Origin of the sequence: Bradyrhizobium sp. 22 (genome assembly GCF_000482425.1) — a bacterium.
GTDB lineage: Bacteria > Pseudomonadota > Alphaproteobacteria > Rhizobiales > Xanthobacteraceae > Bradyrhizobium > Bradyrhizobium japonicum_B.
In genome coordinates this window covers 97636-112914 of the sequence record NZ_KI519401.1, presented here as the reverse complement: position 1 = coordinate 112914, position 15279 = coordinate 97636, and the positions used below count along the sequence as shown (strand labels likewise).

Below are 15279 nucleotides of genomic sequence, written 5' to 3'. Positions count from 1 at the left end.
GCAATGACCGGGTCAGTTTGGCTCTATGTCAGCGTCGCTACGGAAACCGTCAAGGTGTTCGCCTCTTACGACACAGCGATAGAATGGCTGAATCGCAACGATCCTGAAGGCGCCGCCGTCGAATATCCCATTGAAGAGGAGCAGGCGCCGTCCATCGTGCCGAACCGTACCGATGTGCAAAAGCTTGTTGACGCATTCCTAGAGGCACGCGGTATCTTGAGTGATTACCTAGTGCCAGGACCGCGCAACTCGACCACCACAGTCGAAAAACTAATGGACGCGCTGACTAATGACGACGTGATCGCTGCACTTTCGCGGATCGAAGGGCGACAAAGGTTCGGGTTGGTTCACATCGAGTGATACAATCTTTGTGTGGTTTTATAGGTAGCAGCGGCGGCTAAGATGATCGACATTGCTTCGATCATTGCCAAGCCCTGCCGATGCATCAACATTCAGAACAGCGCTGTACGGCTTGCGATAAGCCGCGAGAGTTCATCAGTCGCGAACCGGTACAAGACCGTTACGAGGTACGTTCGTACAAGTGCCCCGCTTGCAAGAGTATTTTGAAGATGGTCGAGCGCACCGAACCCACTATGTTTCCAAGACGCTAAGACTTCGGCGAGAACTCGCGCATGAACTGGCTTGCGTGTTCGATCTGCGCCCTAAGATATTCGGCCTGAAGTGACACGACTTCTTGAAAATTCTGGGCGGCGGCAAGCTTGCGCGCATATTCCAAAGACGTAGCGACGTTCTGTTGCGCGAAATTGAAGGCTAGGTCACCAGGCAATTTTGCTTGCTGAAAGAAAATGGAAAATGCCTTCTCAGTTTGATCTATGGTTTTTTGGACAAGCTCCCGCACCTCGCGTGGCACGTCAACCAATTGGTTTCGCATTCAGTGCCACCTGATAAGCGTGTACCGAAGCTTGCGGGCTTCAAGCTCGGATTCAAGCTGCGCCGCATAGGCACGCACGGTCGGCCCCACGAATCTGTATCGGCCACCATTGGCTTCGTCGGCCGCCACTTGCCGATGGATGCTCTGCCACATGGCGAGCAAGCTTTGGTCAGTAGAGTTTTTGAAGTTCATGTTCGCCCCGTCATCGCTTCCTGCCAGATCGTAGCAAAGGGATGCGCAAGACCGAAGAGCGAACAAAAGCATGGCTAACCCACTCGTCCGGTTAGCCAGACGCGACTGCCAAGCCTTTGCGAATTCTGGATTTCGCTTGACTAATGGCGCACCACTCGGAATAAAACTGCGAACTCTTACGTTATCGAAATCGCGGCTTTGAATTCTGCACATCCTGCCCAAAGTAATCGGCGGCGGTCATTGAACCCCTGTTGAAATTTCGGAGGGCCAGAAGCGGCATCATCTAGCGCGGCTGCATTCGCGCGCCTGCGTCAATGCTGATAGTTGTGGCGTTAAGATAGGCATTCTCGGCGATGTGCTTGACCAAACTGGCGAACTCGTGGGGTTGCCCCATCCTGTTCGGATAAAGGATCATACGGTCGACGATCGACTGCGAAACCTTCGGCGGTATGCCGGCGACCATCCCGGTGTCGAACAACCCCGGTGCAATGGAGACGACGCGAATGCCATGTTCAGCGAGGTCACGCGCGACAGGCAAGGTGAGGCCGACCACGCCGGCCTTGCTGGCGCTGTAGGCCGCCTGGCCCACCTGCCCTTGCGAGGCTGCGCCGGATGCGGTGTTGATGATGACGCCACGTTCGCCGCTCGGGCCCTCCGGTTGGTTGCAGGTCATAGCGAGCGCCGCAAAGCGGATGATGTTGAAGGTGCCGGTGAGATTGATGCCGATGACCTTGTTCCAGGTCGCCAGCGGAAACGGCTGCCCCTTCGATACGGTCTTGGCCGCATCGGCGACGCCCGCACAATTGACGGCGATATGAACCGCCTGGAATGCTTCGAGCACAGCCTCGATCGCGGAGCTAACGCTGGTCTCGTCGGCAACGTCGACAACACGCCCGAATGCCGCGCTCCCCAGTTCCCGGCAAAGATCGGCGAGCCGCGACTCGTCACGATCGAAGGCGGCGACACGCACGCCCGCCTTCGCCAGTGTGACGCACGATGCCCGCCCGAGCCCCGACGCCGCGCCGGTCACGATTGCAACTTTTCCATTCAACTGCATGAGAGCCCCTCTTGCTCGATCTTCTGTATCAGCGGCCAAGGATGGTGATGCAGGCTACCGCCTCTTCGATGCCCTGAAGGCCGCCGCCGTTTTCGGCGAGCGCGATGCGCGCCCCCTCGACCTGCCGCGGTCCCGCCTCGCCGCGCAGTTGCGCCACCAGTTCATGTACCTGCCCGATGCCGGTGGCGCCGACGGGATGTCCCTTGGATTCAAGTCCGCCGGACGGATTGACCGGTATAAGTCCGCCGAGCGCGGTGTCACCGCGCTCCGAAATGATGCCGCCTTCACCGAAATCGCAGAATCCGAGGTTCTCGATCTGGATGATCTCGCCCATGGCCGTCGCGTCATGCACCTCGGCGACAGCGACGTCGTCCGGGCCGATACCGGCCTTGTTGTAGGCCTTTTTCGCCGCGAGCGCGGTACAGTGCCGCTCCACTTCGGACGGGTCACGATCGCTACCGGTCTGGATGACCGATGCCAGCACGCGGATGGCCCGCGACTTGTCGAGACCAAGCCGCTTCAAGCCCGCCTCGGTCGCGAGGATCGCAGCCGCCGCACCGTCCGATATCGGCGAGCACATCGGAAGCGTCAGCGGATAGGTGATCGGCGGGGCATTCAGCACTTCGTCGACCGAATAGGCATTACGAAACTGCGCCAGCGGATTTTCCACGGAATGCCGATGGTTCTTCGCCGCCACCGCAGCAAGCTGGCGCTGCGTGGTGCCGAAGCGCTTCATGTGCTGACGTGAGAACGCGGCGTAGACATCCATGAACACGCTGTAGGGCTTGTCCGAGGTCGTGCCTTCCGGCACCTCGACACCCTCGCCGAGCGCTAGCAGCCTGTCGCGAATTTCGCCGTCGCGGCTGACGTCCCAGGCACTATCGAATGCCTCGAACATCAGCTTGCGATCTGTCGAGAACATCTTCTCGGCGCCGAGCGCGAGCGCAAAGTCCCCCTCACCCGCCTTAAGGAAAGTCACGGCAAGGTTGAACGCCGTGCTGCCGCTGGCACAGGCGTTCTCGACATTGACAACGGGAACGCCGCCGATTCCCATTTCGCGTAGCAGGATCTCGCCGCGGATCATGTGCTGGCGCTCCATATGGCCTTGCGACGCGTTGGCGAAGAAGGCCGCTTCGATGTCAGACTTCTGCAATCCCGCATCGCCGAGCGCGGCATCCACCGCGCTGCGCGACAGAGTCTTCATATCGATATCGAGCATGCGCCCAAACGGGGTCATGCCAACACCGACCACATAGATGTCGCTCATCGCGCCCTCCCTTGAGGATTGGAATCTTCTCTGGTCTCTACCTGCTAGTCCTTGAGCTCCGGCAGTGCACGCAGCACCTGCTCCGTATGCTCGCCAAGGCCGGGCACGCCGGAGCGCGGACCGGGATGCTCGCCGGAAAAAATCAACGGCTGCGCCACATGGTGGCTCCGCCCGCCGTTCCCATCCGCCACCTCGCGGAACAGCCCGCGCGCCCGGAAATGCGGATCGGCGGTCACCTCGCTCAACGAGTTCACCGGCCCCCATGGAATCCCGGCGGCATCCAGCTTCTGCGCCCAATCGGTGCGATCGCGCGTCGCCAGCACGGCAGCGACCTTGCCTCGCAAGGCATCGCCGCGCGCGACCCGCTCGCTGCGATTGAAGCCGGCCGCATCAGGCATGCCGAGCAACTCGCACAGCGGCCGCCAGAACCAGTCTTCATGAGCAATCGACAACGTGAGGAGACGGCCATCGGCACACTTGAAGACGCCATAGGCCGGCTCGGCGCCGATGTCGGCGAGCGGCGCACCGTTCATCACCGGACCGAGCATCACCGACATCCAGGACACCAGGCCGTCCGTCATCGAGACGTCGACATATTTTCCTTCTCCCGTACGTGCGCGCTCGAACAGCGCCGCCAACGTGCCGACGGCAGCGAACATGCCGGAGGACAGGTCGCCGATCGCGATGCTTCCCGGATCCTCCACCGAGCCTTGCTCGGCGTGACGAAAGAGAAACCCGGCAAGTGCCTGATAGGAGATGTCGTGGGCGGGGCGATCGCGATACGGCCCGTCCTGCCCGAAGCCGGAGATCGAGACATAGACCAGCCTTGGGTTGAGCTCCGCCATCGCCTCATGGCCGAAGCCGAGACGCGCCATGGTGCCCGGACGAAATCCTTCCATCAGCACGTCGGCGGAAGCGACCAGCCTGCGCAGGTTCAGCTTGCCTTCAACGCTCTTGAGATCCAGCGCCACCGAGCGCTTGCCGCGATTGAGCGCGCCGTGGAAGGCCGGAAACTGCCGTGCAGGATCTCCCGCGCCCGGACGTTCCACCAGGATCACGTCGGCGCCAAGATCACTTAGTAACAAGGTTGCGTAGGGCCCGGGATACTGCTCAGCCAGACTGATCACCCGAATTCCAGCGAGGGGAAGACTCATCTCGATCGCTCTTTCCGGCAGCGGCTTGACTTGCATTAATCCCGACAGTCTGTAACATAACCTTACGAATAATCAACTAACTCAAAAGTCAATTCCGAGGAAAGTCCGGTGGAATCGGTTATCTCTGAAATTCGGGCCGGCGCGATGTGGATCACGCTGAACCGGCCGGATGCACTCAATGCCATTACTCCCGCAGTGGTTTCGGGCATCAACGCGGCGCTCGACAAGGCTCAGCTGTCGGACATCCACGCAGTGGTGCTGACCGGAACGGGGCGCGCCTTCTGCGCCGGCGCCGACCTCAAATTCATACGCGGCGAAGCCGGGAACGACGAAACGTCGCTGAGCCGCTTTCTCGATACCGTTCTCCTTGTCATGAACCGGCTCGAGACGTTTCCCATGCCGGTGATCGCGTCGCTGAACGGATTGACGTTGGCTGGCGGCTTGGAACTGATGCTGTGCTGCGATCTCGTCGTCGCGGCGCGCTCGGCCAAGCTGGGCGACGCCCATGCAAATTTTGGGCTCTTGCCCGGCGGCGGCAGCTCGGTGCGGCTGCCGCGTAAGATCGGCCCCACCCGCGCAAAATATCTGCTCTACACCGGCGAGTTCGTGCCAGCCGAACAGCTCGTTGCCGCCGGACTGGTCAACGAGGTCGTCGATGACGACATGCTGATCCCGGCGACCGAGGCGCTGGTCGCCAAGCTCGTCAACAAGAGCCCGCTCGTGCTTCGGCGCATGAAGGTGCTGGTCGATGATGGCCTCGAGCAACCTTGTGCGATAGCACTGCGACAAGAACTGCTCGCCAGCGAAGTCCACGCCCGCAGCAACGACCTGAAGGAGGGACTTGCCGCATTCGAGGAAAAACGCAAACCACGCTTCACCGGCAAATAGGAAAAGCAAGTCGGGAATGCCAAGAGGAGACGGTAATGAGCCAGGAGACGCGCTTCACGGTCCTGCAACAGATCCAGCGTGCGGCCCACCAGCTCGCACCCGCCATTCGGGAGATGTTCGATCGCGCAGGCCTCGCTCCAGCCGATCTCAAGACCGTGGACGACCTGTCGCGGCTGCCCGTATTCAAAAAGGAGTCGCTGGTCGAGTTACAACGCCAGCGGCCGCCATTCGGGGGTTTCCTTGCAGCAAAGGATGAAGAAATCGTCCGTATCTTCGTCTCTCCCGGCCCCATCAACGAACCTCAACTGAGGCACGACCGCGACGGATGCGGCTTCGGCACGGCCTTTGCCGCCGCCGGCCTCGGCCCCGGCGATCGCGTGCTCAACACCTGGTCCTATCATCTCGTGCCTGCCGGCCTTCTGCTCGACGAGGGCCTGCGCTCGGTCGGCGCGACGGTGATTCCAGCTGGCACCGGCGGCAGCGAGTTGCAGGCGAAGCTGGTGACCGACCTTGGCGTGACCTGCATCTGCGCCTCGACCGCCTTCTTCATCACGCTAGCGGAAGCCATCGAGGCGATGGGTCATTCGCTGCCCGGTGGCTGGAAGGTCAGAACTGCGTTGCTCGGCGGCGAACTCGGCGACTGGCTCGGCAAGCGCCGTCGCCTGGAAGCCAGGTACGGCGTTCGCACCTTCGCAGTCTATGCGACGGCGGACTTCGGCGTGATCGCCTTCGAAAATGGCGCGCAGGACGGCGGCTACGAGGTTCACCAGGACCGCATCGTGCAAATCTGTGACCCGACGACGGGGGCTCCGCTTCCGCACGGCGAGCCCGGCGAGATCGTGGTTACCACGCTGACGCCGGGCTGGCCGCTGATCCGGTTCGGTACCGGCGACGTCGCCGTCGCCACGGCTATGAACGCCGATGGCACGGTGCGCAGGATCGGCATGCTGCAGGGACGCGTCGGGCAGGCGGTGAAGGCGCGCGAGATATTCATCTATCCGCGCCAGCTCGAAGACCTCGCTATTGCCATTCCGGGAATCGGCCGCGCGCAGGCCATCGTCACCCGCCCGCAACAGCGGGAAGAGATCACGGTGCGGCTTTCGCTGCTTCCGGATGCGGACCGCGACGCCGTCCTGGCGGCGGCGCCGGCCCGCTTCAACGCGCTGTCTCGTCTGAAGGCCGACCGTATCGAGGTGGTAGGAACAGACGAACTGCCGGCCGACGCTCCATTCGTCGTCGACCGGAAGGACGCCTGACCCCGCACCGGCACGCAGCGCCTCAGCCGAGCCACCGCTTGCGGCGTCGATAATGCTTGATGTCGCGGTAGCTCTTGCGCTCGCCCTTAAGGTCAAGCCCGAGGTAGAACTCCCGCACGTCCTCGTTGTTTCGCAGCTCTTCCGCGGCGCCTTCGAGGACGATGCGTCCATTCTCCATGACGTAGCCGTAGTCGGCGATATCCAACGCGACGCGCGTGTTCTGTTCGACGATCAGAAGCGTGGTCCCGCTTGCCTTGAGGTCCTTCAGCAGCTCGAACACCTCGTCGATCATCAACGGCGCTAGGCCAAGCGACGGCTCGTCAATCATGATCAGCCTGGGATTGGCCATCATCGCGCGCCCGATCACGACCGTTTGCTGTTCGCCGCCGGACAGATAGCCGGTTATCCGATCCTTGAGCGCCGCAAGCCGGCGAATGCGATCGTAGACATGATCAAGGCGCTTGCGTACCTCACGCCCCGACGATTCCATGTGGCCGCCGACCAGCAGATTCTGCTCAACGGTCAGATGGCGCAACACGCGGCGGCCCTCCATCACGTGGATGATGCCGCTTCGAACGACTTCGGTCGGATCCGACTTGTCGATTCTCTTGCCGTCGAAACCGATATTGCCGGAGGTCACCCGGCCGTCCTCGACGCGTATGATGCCGGAAATCGCTTTCAGCGTCGTCGACTTGCCGGCCCCATTGCCGCCGAGCAACGCAACGCATTTGCCATCCGGCACGGCGAGCGAAATGCCCTTCACCGCCAGAATGACGTCGCTGTAGATGACTTCAACGTTGTTCAGCTCGAGCAAAACGCAAGCCTCCCGAGGGGATCCGACCGGGCCCGCGGGACCCGGCCGGATGGCGTTACTTCACCACTTGTTAATGGACGGCACCGGCACGTTGGCAGCAGCCTCCGTGTACTTGCCGTCCTTGATGGTGACGATACTCGCGACCAGCCCCTGCGTCGGGAATGGCCCGTCGTTCGAGAACTTGGTGTTGCCGAGAATCTTGTAGGTCTCATCCGCGGAGATCGTCGTCGACATCAGCGCCTCGCGGACAGCTTCGCCCGTGACCTTGTCAGCACCGACCTTCTTGGCCGCAGCTTCGATGGCCCGCATCGCAATCAGCGCCTGACCAAGACCTTGGACAGCCGAAACCGTCCATTTGGCCTTGAGGTTGTACTTGCTCTGAAGCATTTCGAAAAACTCACGCCCCGGCGTCTTTGCATCAGTGGGCGCGGCCATCGCATAGACCTCATAATCGCCCTCCATCTGCTTGATGTCGCCGATCGCGCGACCAGATTCCGCCAGTCCGTTGTGCGAGCTCACGACAATCGGCACATTCTTGCCGAGCGACTGAAGCGCACGCTTGGTGGCGACCACGGCAGCCGTGTTCGTCATGATCATGATTACCTCGGCACCCTTGCGGGTCACGCGGTTGACCTGGGTAGTGAGATCGGTGGGCTGTACTTCCGTGAACACGACCTCAACGACCTCGACCTTGCCGGGATTGTCGGCCGCGTAGCGCTGGACGCCCTTGTGCTGATCGACATAGGCGGGCGAGGCTTCCGACGAAATGATCGCGACCTTCAGCGGCCCGCTGCCGCCGCGCTTCTGACGTAGCCACTCGAAGAAGGCTGCGGCTTCGTGGCTGTAGGTCGGACGCTGATTGAAGATCCATGGATCGGGCTTCCAGGCAAAGCCATACGCTGCTGTCGACATCACCATCGGAATCTTGTCGGTTGGCAGCCGCCCCTGAAGCGCGGCCACGTCAGGTCCACCGACCCCAAGCGCGATGATCGGATTGAGCTCGGCCTTGATACCAGGCCACAGGCTTGCCACCTGCGCCGCGTCATAGCGATGATCGTAGTCCTTGATGCCGAGCTTGATCCCGATCTTCTTGCCGACTTCGGCATTCCACCAGTCGATGACCGGCCGGCGCGCCCCGATCAAGTCCTTCATCACGTCCGCATAGGGACCGGTGAAATCCGCCAGCGACGCGACGTTGTAGGTGGTCTCGGCACGGGCCGACGCCGTGATTGTCAGCAAGCCGAGTGCAGCCGCCACCCCGGCAATCTTGATGTTCTTCAAGATAGTCATTGTTCAGTTTTCTCCCATGTGTGTTTTCAATGTTCGGGCGCCCGGCCTTCAATAGGGAAACGGCCAAAGGCGATAGGATCGTTTCAGGATGTTCCAGCGATGCATCAGCCCGCGTGGTTCGAAAATCAGGAACGCTGCGATGATCCCGCCGAGAAAAACGTTCATCAGCGCAAACACCACATCCCCGCCGAGCGACGGAAATTGCGCAACGATGCCGGGACCAAGCGTAACGAAGCTCTCCTGGATCGCCTTGATGACGAATACGCCGATCAACGCCCCGGTGATCGAGCCGAGACCTCCGACAATGACCATGGCGATGAACCAGATCGAATGGAACAGCGTGAACTGGTCGACGGCGACAAAGCGCACGTAGTAGGCCCACAACGCTCCGGCGATCCCCGCGTAGAACGCGCCGATCAGAAAGGCGATCGCCTTGGTCCGCACAACATTGATCCCCATCAGGCCGGACGCGACGTCGTCGTCGCAGACTGCGACGAAGGCGCGTCCGTGCCGGCTGCGCACGATGCCGTAGGCACCGAACACCATCAGCGCCGTCACGCCCAGACAGAGATAGTAGATCGACGTCTCGCTGACGAAGCTGAAGCCGAAGATTTGCGCCGGTTCCAGCGTCAGACCGTTCGATCCGCCGAACCACGACTGCGGCAGATTGAGGATCAGGAAATGAAACAGGGTCTGCGCCGCGATGGTGGTGAGCGCCAGGTAAAAGCCCTTGATGCGAACCGCAGACAAGCCAAAGATGAAGCCAAATACTGCAGCGGCGCAGCCTCCGAGCGGAATGCTGAGCCAGAATGGCAGATTGAACTTGATGGCCAGCGCACCGGTGGCGTAGGCACCGACGCCCATGAAGGCGGCTTGGCCGAGATTGATCTGGCCCGCATATCCCATGTTGATCTGCAGGCCGATCACGACCACGGCCATGATCAGCATGTTGGTCGAGATCGCGACGAGGCGCGGTCCCAGAACATGAGGCAAAACGGCCAGCGCGACGAGAAACACAATGAGCGCGATCCATTGCCCGCGGGTGCGGATCAAGGCCTTATCGCGTTCGAAACTGGTGGCGAATACGCCTGCCGGATCCATCGGTCAGACCCTTTCGATGGTCTTCCAGCCGAACATCCCGGTCGGCCGAATAAAGAGGATGAGCAGCATGATGATGAATGGGAATACGGTGCCGATCGCGCCCCCAACGATCGGATCGAGATAGGCGGTCACGAGCCCCTGAATGATGCCGACGATAAGGCCGGCCAGCAGGACGCCGGCGATCGCCTCGAAACCCGCCAGCAGCGCCACCGGCAATGCTGCGAGGCCGATGTCGGAGGCAAGAAAGTTCAGCGACTTTCCGCTGAGGAAGATGACGGCGCCGAGTGTCGACAGCACAGCGCCGAGGATCCATGCGAACGCGATAGAGCGCTTTACCGAAATTCCCATCGACAATGCCACCTGGTGATCCTCGGCGACCGCCGTCATGCGCAGCCCGGCCCGCGTTCGGTTGAAAAACCACGACAGACCGAAGCCGACGATCACCGTTATCACGCCGCCGATGAGAAGCGAGCGAGGGATCAGAATCTCCCCGATGATCACCGGCTGAAGCGGGAATATGATTGGGAACGAACGCACCTGCGGCCCGAACAGCACGAGGATCAAACCGCGGATCAGGATGAGCAGCCCGATTGTAACCATGACCATGGCGAAGACCGACTCACCGGCAAGGCGGGAAAAGAAGACGCGCTCGACCAGGAGTCCGAACAGTGCCGCCGCGACGAATGCGAGCGGAAGACCGATCGAGAGCGGCAATCCGAGCGAGGCGACCATCCACCAGACGATGAAACCGCCGAACACGACGAGTTCACCCTGGGCGAAATTGAAGACCTTCGATGCCCGATAGATGACCACGAAGCCCATGGCGATGAGGGCATAGAGGAGCCCGACCAATGCGCCGTTGATGAAATAATTGACGAAATCGATCATGCGATGGCTCGCAACGGTGCAGCGGCGTTTCCGCGCTTGTCGCCTTTAACGACATCGTGGATGGTGACGTGAGCGGACAGCGTTCCCTTTCGCCCATCCTGATACGTTACCGCGATGTCGAGTTTCTGATCATCCCGGCCGCCGTACATCGCCTCGATCAGCACGGCATAGCGTTCGGCGAGGAATTCGCGCCGCAGCTTGCGCGTACGGGTCAGCTCGCCTTCATCCGGATCGAGCTCCTTGGGGAAGTTGGCGAATCGACGGACCCGCGCATGTTCGGGCAGGAACAGGTTAACGCGCGCAATCTCGCCGCGCACCAGTTCGGCCACTTCGGCCTTCTGCGAAAGATCGGTGAAGGTGGAGAAACTGATGTTGCGATCTTCCGCCCACCGCGACACCACGCTCATGTCGATATTGATCAGCGCGCCGATATAGTCGCGCGTATCGTCGCCAAGCATCATGACGTCCTTGATAAACGGACTGAAACGCAGCCGGGTCTCGATAAACTGAGGCGGAAACCGTTCGCCGGAGCGAAGCTGTCGAAGATCGTCGAGGCGCTCGAGGAATACGAGCTCGCCGCTGTCGGTGACCGACACGGCATCGCCCGTGCGATACCATCCGTCCTCAACGCGCTGGGCGACGCTGTCGGGCTTCTTGTGATAGCCTTGAAAGACACTGCCGCCACGAACGAGCAATTCACCCTGCTCCGACACCTTCCATTCCAGCGCCGCACCGGATTCGGGGTGCGAGCTCAGCCAGTGCCCGACCGTCTCGAGATTGTACCGATTCCCCTGATGCAGGGTCAGGAGTCCGATCTCGGTGGCGCCATAGATATTGCGTAACGGCACGCCGATGGCATGGAACAGGCGAAACACATCCGGCGCCATCGTGGAGCCGCCGCACAATGCGAGCTTGATGCGCGTGAGGCCGAGCTTGTCTCGCAGCGGCTTCAATACCAGCATCTCCGCAAGCGGCAGCGCAAGCCGCGCGCCGAGCGGGACGGGCCTGCCTTCAAGACGCGCGACATGGACCTTGTGGCCGATATCGACACCCCAGGCATAGATCGCCCTGCGCGTCCGGCCAGCATCGAGCATCCGGCCCTGGATGGTGGCGGCGAGGCTCTCCCACTGGCGGGGAGCGAATACCATCACCTCGACTGCGAGTTCGCGGATATTGTTGAGAACCTCCTCAGGCGATTCCGGGAAATTCACCACCAGCGGCAGCAGGAGGCCGATGGTGACGCCGAAGAACTGCTCCGTCGCCCAGGCCGGGGCGATATAGGTGAGATACTCCATGCCGGGCTTGATGCCGGTCGCCGCGATGACGCGATGCGCGTTGTCGACGAGGTAGCGGTGGGTCAGCACCACGCCCTTCGGCCGCCCGGTGGTGCCGGACGTATAAGACAGCACGGCCACGTCGTCGGGTCGGCCTGTCTCAACCAGGCGCCGGAACAGATCGGTATCCTCGGCGTGGCGTGCGCGTCCGACCTCAACCACCTTCTCGAACGGCGTCAGGCGCTCGTGACGATAGGACCACATCCCGGTATCGTCCCAGTAGATCATCTGGCGAAGGTGCCGAACGCGATCGAGAATCGCGAACCCCTTGTCCACCTGCTCCTGATCCTGCGCTACCAGACAGACCGCATCGCTATCGTTAAGGAGGTATTCGATTTCGTCCGCAGTGATGTCAGGATAAAGCGAGACGATCTTGCATCCGATCGAGAACGCCGCAAACTCGCTCCAGAAGTTCTCCGGCTCGTTCTCGCCGACAATGGCCACGGTCTCGCCGCGGCGAATACCTATCGCGTCAAGGCCAAGGGCGAAGGAACGCACCTTCTCGAGAACATCACCATAGGTGTATTCGCGCCAGATGCCGCGATACTTGTGCCGCTCAACGAGCCGGTCCGGCGCCGCGCTGGCGCGCTCGAGCAACAGTTGCGGAATGGTACGCATCGGCAGCATCAGCGATTTCCTTCGCCCAGATACGCCTTGAGCACCGCAGGATTTTTCTGAACCTCCAGCGGAGTCCCCTCTGCAATCTTGCGGCCAAAGTCGAGCACCACGATCCGGTCCGCTAGATCCATGACGACACCCATGTCGTGCTCGACGAGCACCACCGGGATCCGTCGCGCCTCGCGAACGTCGAGAATGAATCGCGCGAGGTCCTCCTTCTCCTCGGTATTCATCCCGGCCATCGGCTCATCCATCAGCAGGATGCTCGGCTCCTGCGCCAGTGCCCGACCGAGATCGACGCGTTTGCGCAAGCCGTAGCCGAGGCTGCCGACCGGCTGATGGCGGATGGATTCGATTTCGAGCAGCTCGATGATTTCCTCGACGACCTCGCGGTGCCGGATCTCCTCGCGTCTGCAAGGCCCGAAGTAAAAGAATGCCGACGGAATCGAGCTCTTCATGTGAATGTGACGGCCGACCATGATGTTTTCGATCACGGTCATGTTCGAAAAGATATGCGTCCCCTGGAAGGTCCGGGCCAGGCCGGCCTTCACGATATGGTGGACGCCCATGCCGGACAGCAGCGAGCCATTGAATCGTACCTCGCCCTGCTGCGGCCGATAGAAGCCGCTGAGGCAATTCATCAGGGAGGTCTTGCCGGCACCGTTCGGCCCGATCACCGCGAGCAACTCGTCCACCCCGACCGCGATGGACACATTGTCAAGCGCGACGACGCCACCGAAAGCCATCCGGATACCGTCGGCGACGAGAAGCGCGGCATTCTGCGCCGCACGGCTCTGCGATGCTGAATAGAGAGGCGAAACAGCGCTCAACACGCTCCCCCTTCACAACGCAGTCCTGCGACATTCATCCTCCCCACGGTATGCGGCATTTCGACCGAACAGCGCCCCACCCTCAAATCGCCCCATCCTCTGCGGATTTTTATGACCGATGAGCATTATTTTTAACTCGACAGTCAATTTAGGTCAAGCCCATTCGGGCGCCTGCAACACACCACGACGAAAAGGCAGATCGAACACTCCGGCGCGAACGCATCAAGAGGCACGGATTCCGGTTGCAGCAGGCAGCAGGCACTTCCCGCTTTGGAGGAAGCTCGTGATTGGGCGCATTCAGGCGCGCCTTTCGACGAAGCGGCCCTCGACCTTTCGACCTGCAATGGCACCAAACCGAAAAGGCAAAGCCTCGAACATGAATTGACCATAACGTCGAATATCCTAATATGTGGTCGAATACGGAAGATCTGCAGCTCTCCGTGAGCAACGTCTGTCACCGGTTTCGCGCGCTCGCGAAACCGCGTCGCTCCAGCAACGCTGCCAATCTCCGATAAGGACAGGCAGGAGGAGAATCCGGGATGGCAGGAGCCGAGAGCAAATCTTTTTCGTTCCTAACCGACCAGCAAACGATGGTTCGGGACGTCGCGCGCAAGGTTGCGACCGACGCGATCGCCCCCACGGCAGCGGAACGCGATCGCACCGCGACGTGGCCGCACGCCGAATTGAAGGCTCTCGCGAATCTTGGCTTCATGGGCATGCTGCCGCCGGAACAATATGGCGGCTCGAACGCGGGGTTCGTCGCCTATTGTCTGGCGCTGGAGCAGATCGCTGCGGCCGACGCGGGTGTCGGCACCATTTTCCACGTCCACAACGTCACCGCCTTCACCATCGCCTTGCGCGGCAGCGAGGAACAGAAGCAGAAGTATCTGCCGCCGATGCTGCGCGGCGAAAAGATCGGCGCGTTTCTTCTCACTGAGCCGCAGGCCGGATCGGATACCGCCGCATTTCGTGCCACCGCGCGCCGCGAAGGCGATCACTTCATTCTCAACGGCACCAAGCAGTTCATTTCCAACGGGAGCGAGGCTGGTACAACGATCGTGCTCGCTCGCACCGATCCGCAGGCCGGCAAACGTGGTTTCACAACGTTCATCGTCGACCCTACCTCACCTGGCTACAATGTCGCGCGCGTCGAGGACAAGCTCGGCCAGCGTACGGCCCATGTCGCCCAGATCCAGCTCGACAATCTTCGCGTGCCGGCGGAGAACGTGCTCGGCGAAGTTGGCGGTGGGTACCGGATTGTCATGGGCGGCCTGTCTGACGGACGGATTGCGATCGCCGCGCAGGCGGTCGGCGTTGCCCAGGCAGCGCTCGACGCTGCGATCCGCTACGCCAACGAGCGCGAGGCCTATGGCAAGCCGATCGTCGAACTGCAGGCGGTGAGCTTCCATCTCGCGGAGATGGCTGCGCAGGTCGACGTCGCGCGGCAATATTACATCCACGCCGCGCGGCTTCTCGAAGCCGGAGCCTCGTGTGCCAAGGAGGCGGCCATCGCCAAGCTCGTCGCTTCAGAGATGGCGGAGCAGGTCTGCTCGGACGCGCTACAGATCCATGGCGGCTATGGCTACCTAAAGGATTTTCCGGTCGAGCGCTACTACCGCGACGTTCGCGTCTGCAAAATCTACGAGGGGACCAGCGATATCCAGAAGCAAATCATCGCACGCAGCCTCTCGGCCTGAG

The 15279-nt window shown here is 61.3% G+C and carries 15 protein-coding genes and 1 pseudogene; 5 read left to right on the top strand and 11 right to left on the bottom strand.

The genetic code is table 11. The features are described from left to right. The first annotated feature begins 3 nt into the window (after positions 1-3). Positions 4-360: a hypothetical protein gene (locus K410_RS37755; protein WP_024343250.1), complete on the top strand. Its 357-nt coding sequence runs from the start codon at positions 4-6 to the stop codon at positions 358-360. Between the two features lie 247 nt (positions 361-607). Here the strand turns inward: K410_RS37755 and K410_RS0134935 are convergent, their stop codons facing one another. Both K410_RS0134935 and K410_RS0134930 read right to left on the bottom strand, forming a co-directional pair. Continuing rightward, on the bottom strand, positions 608-892 hold the full coding sequence (locus K410_RS0134935) for a phasin family protein (protein WP_024343249.1): 285 nt from the start codon (positions 890-892) through the stop codon (positions 608-610). Continuing rightward, the gene (locus K410_RS0134930; RefSeq protein WP_024343248.1) at positions 893-1084 is read right to left on the bottom strand and encodes a hypothetical protein; all 192 of its coding nucleotides are present in this window, start codon (positions 1082-1084) and stop codon (positions 893-895) included. 176 nt (positions 1085-1260) lie between these two features. Here K410_RS0134930 and K410_RS41595 point away from each other — a divergent pair. Next, positions 1261-1311: pseudogene (locus K410_RS41595) on the top strand ((2Fe-2S)-binding protein); the annotation flags it as partial. Between the two features lie 56 nt (positions 1312-1367). On the opposite strand, the gene K410_RS0134925 reads toward K410_RS41595, so the two are convergent. The 3 genes from K410_RS0134925 to K410_RS37750 are packed head-to-tail and all read right to left on the bottom strand — an operon-like array spanning position 1368 to position 4562. Further along, the gene (locus tag K410_RS0134925) at positions 1368-2141 is read right to left on the bottom strand and encodes an SDR family NAD(P)-dependent oxidoreductase (protein WP_024343247.1); all 774 of its coding nucleotides are present in this window, start codon (positions 2139-2141) and stop codon (positions 1368-1370) included. A gap of 28 nt (positions 2142-2169) precedes the next feature. Then, the gene (locus K410_RS0134920) at positions 2170-3408 is read right to left on the bottom strand and encodes a thiolase family protein (protein WP_024343246.1); all 1239 of its coding nucleotides are present in this window, start codon (positions 3406-3408) and stop codon (positions 2170-2172) included. Between the two features lie 44 nt (positions 3409-3452). Then, complete coding sequence (locus K410_RS37750; RefSeq protein ID WP_024343245.1) at positions 3453-4562, bottom strand: CaiB/BaiF CoA transferase family protein; 1110 nt, start codon at positions 4560-4562, stop codon at positions 3453-3455. A 108-nt stretch (positions 4563-4670) separates the two neighbouring features. Here K410_RS37750 and K410_RS0134910 point away from each other — a divergent pair, with 108 nt between their 5' ends. Both K410_RS0134910 and K410_RS0134905 read left to right on the top strand, forming a co-directional pair. Then, positions 4671-5450, top strand: a complete 780-nt coding sequence (locus K410_RS0134910) for an enoyl-CoA hydratase/isomerase family protein (RefSeq protein ID WP_024343244.1) — start codon at positions 4671-4673, stop codon at positions 5448-5450. A gap of 155 nt (positions 5451-5605) precedes the next feature. Continuing rightward, a complete protein-coding gene (locus K410_RS0134905; protein ID WP_210164252.1) occupies positions 5606-6706 on the top strand; it encodes a phenylacetate--CoA ligase family protein in 1101 nt (366 codons plus the stop codon). Between the two features lie 22 nt (positions 6707-6728). Here the strand turns inward: K410_RS0134905 and K410_RS0134900 are convergent, their stop codons facing one another. The 6 genes from K410_RS0134900 to K410_RS37745 are packed head-to-tail and all read right to left on the bottom strand — an operon-like array spanning position 6729 to position 13584. Further along, positions 6729-7520 (bottom strand): ABC transporter ATP-binding protein, encoded by a 792-nt coding sequence (locus K410_RS0134900; protein ID WP_024343242.1) that lies wholly within the window; start codon positions 7518-7520, stop codon positions 6729-6731. A gap of 60 nt (positions 7521-7580) precedes the next feature. After that, complete coding sequence (locus tag K410_RS0134895; protein WP_024343241.1) at positions 7581-8810, bottom strand: ABC transporter substrate-binding protein; 1230 nt, start codon at positions 8808-8810, stop codon at positions 7581-7583. Positions 8811-8858: 48 nt separating this feature from the next. After that, positions 8859-9863, bottom strand: coding sequence for a branched-chain amino acid ABC transporter permease (locus K410_RS0134890; protein WP_210164251.1), 1005 nt, complete (start codon positions 9861-9863; stop codon positions 8859-8861). 51 nt (positions 9864-9914) lie between these two features. Continuing rightward, a complete protein-coding gene (locus K410_RS0134885) occupies positions 9915-10799 on the bottom strand; it encodes a branched-chain amino acid ABC transporter permease (RefSeq protein ID WP_028139109.1) in 885 nt (294 codons plus the stop codon). Beyond that, positions 10796-12760, bottom strand: a complete 1965-nt coding sequence (locus K410_RS0134880; protein ID WP_024343238.1) for an AMP-dependent synthetase/ligase — start codon at positions 12758-12760, stop codon at positions 10796-10798. The genes K410_RS0134885 and K410_RS0134880 overlap by 4 nt, the downstream gene beginning before the upstream one ends. Then, on the bottom strand, positions 12760-13584 hold the full coding sequence (locus K410_RS37745) for an ABC transporter ATP-binding protein (RefSeq protein WP_349509787.1): 825 nt from the start codon (positions 13582-13584) through the stop codon (positions 12760-12762). Before K410_RS37745 ends, K410_RS0134880 begins: the two co-directional genes overlap by 1 nt. A 536-nt stretch (positions 13585-14120) precedes the next feature. Here K410_RS37745 and K410_RS0134870 point away from each other — a divergent pair. Beyond that, positions 14121-15278: an acyl-CoA dehydrogenase family protein gene (locus K410_RS0134870; RefSeq protein WP_024343236.1), complete on the top strand. Its 1158-nt coding sequence runs from the start codon at positions 14121-14123 to the stop codon at positions 15276-15278. The last annotated feature ends 1 nt before the right edge of the window (position 15279 follow it).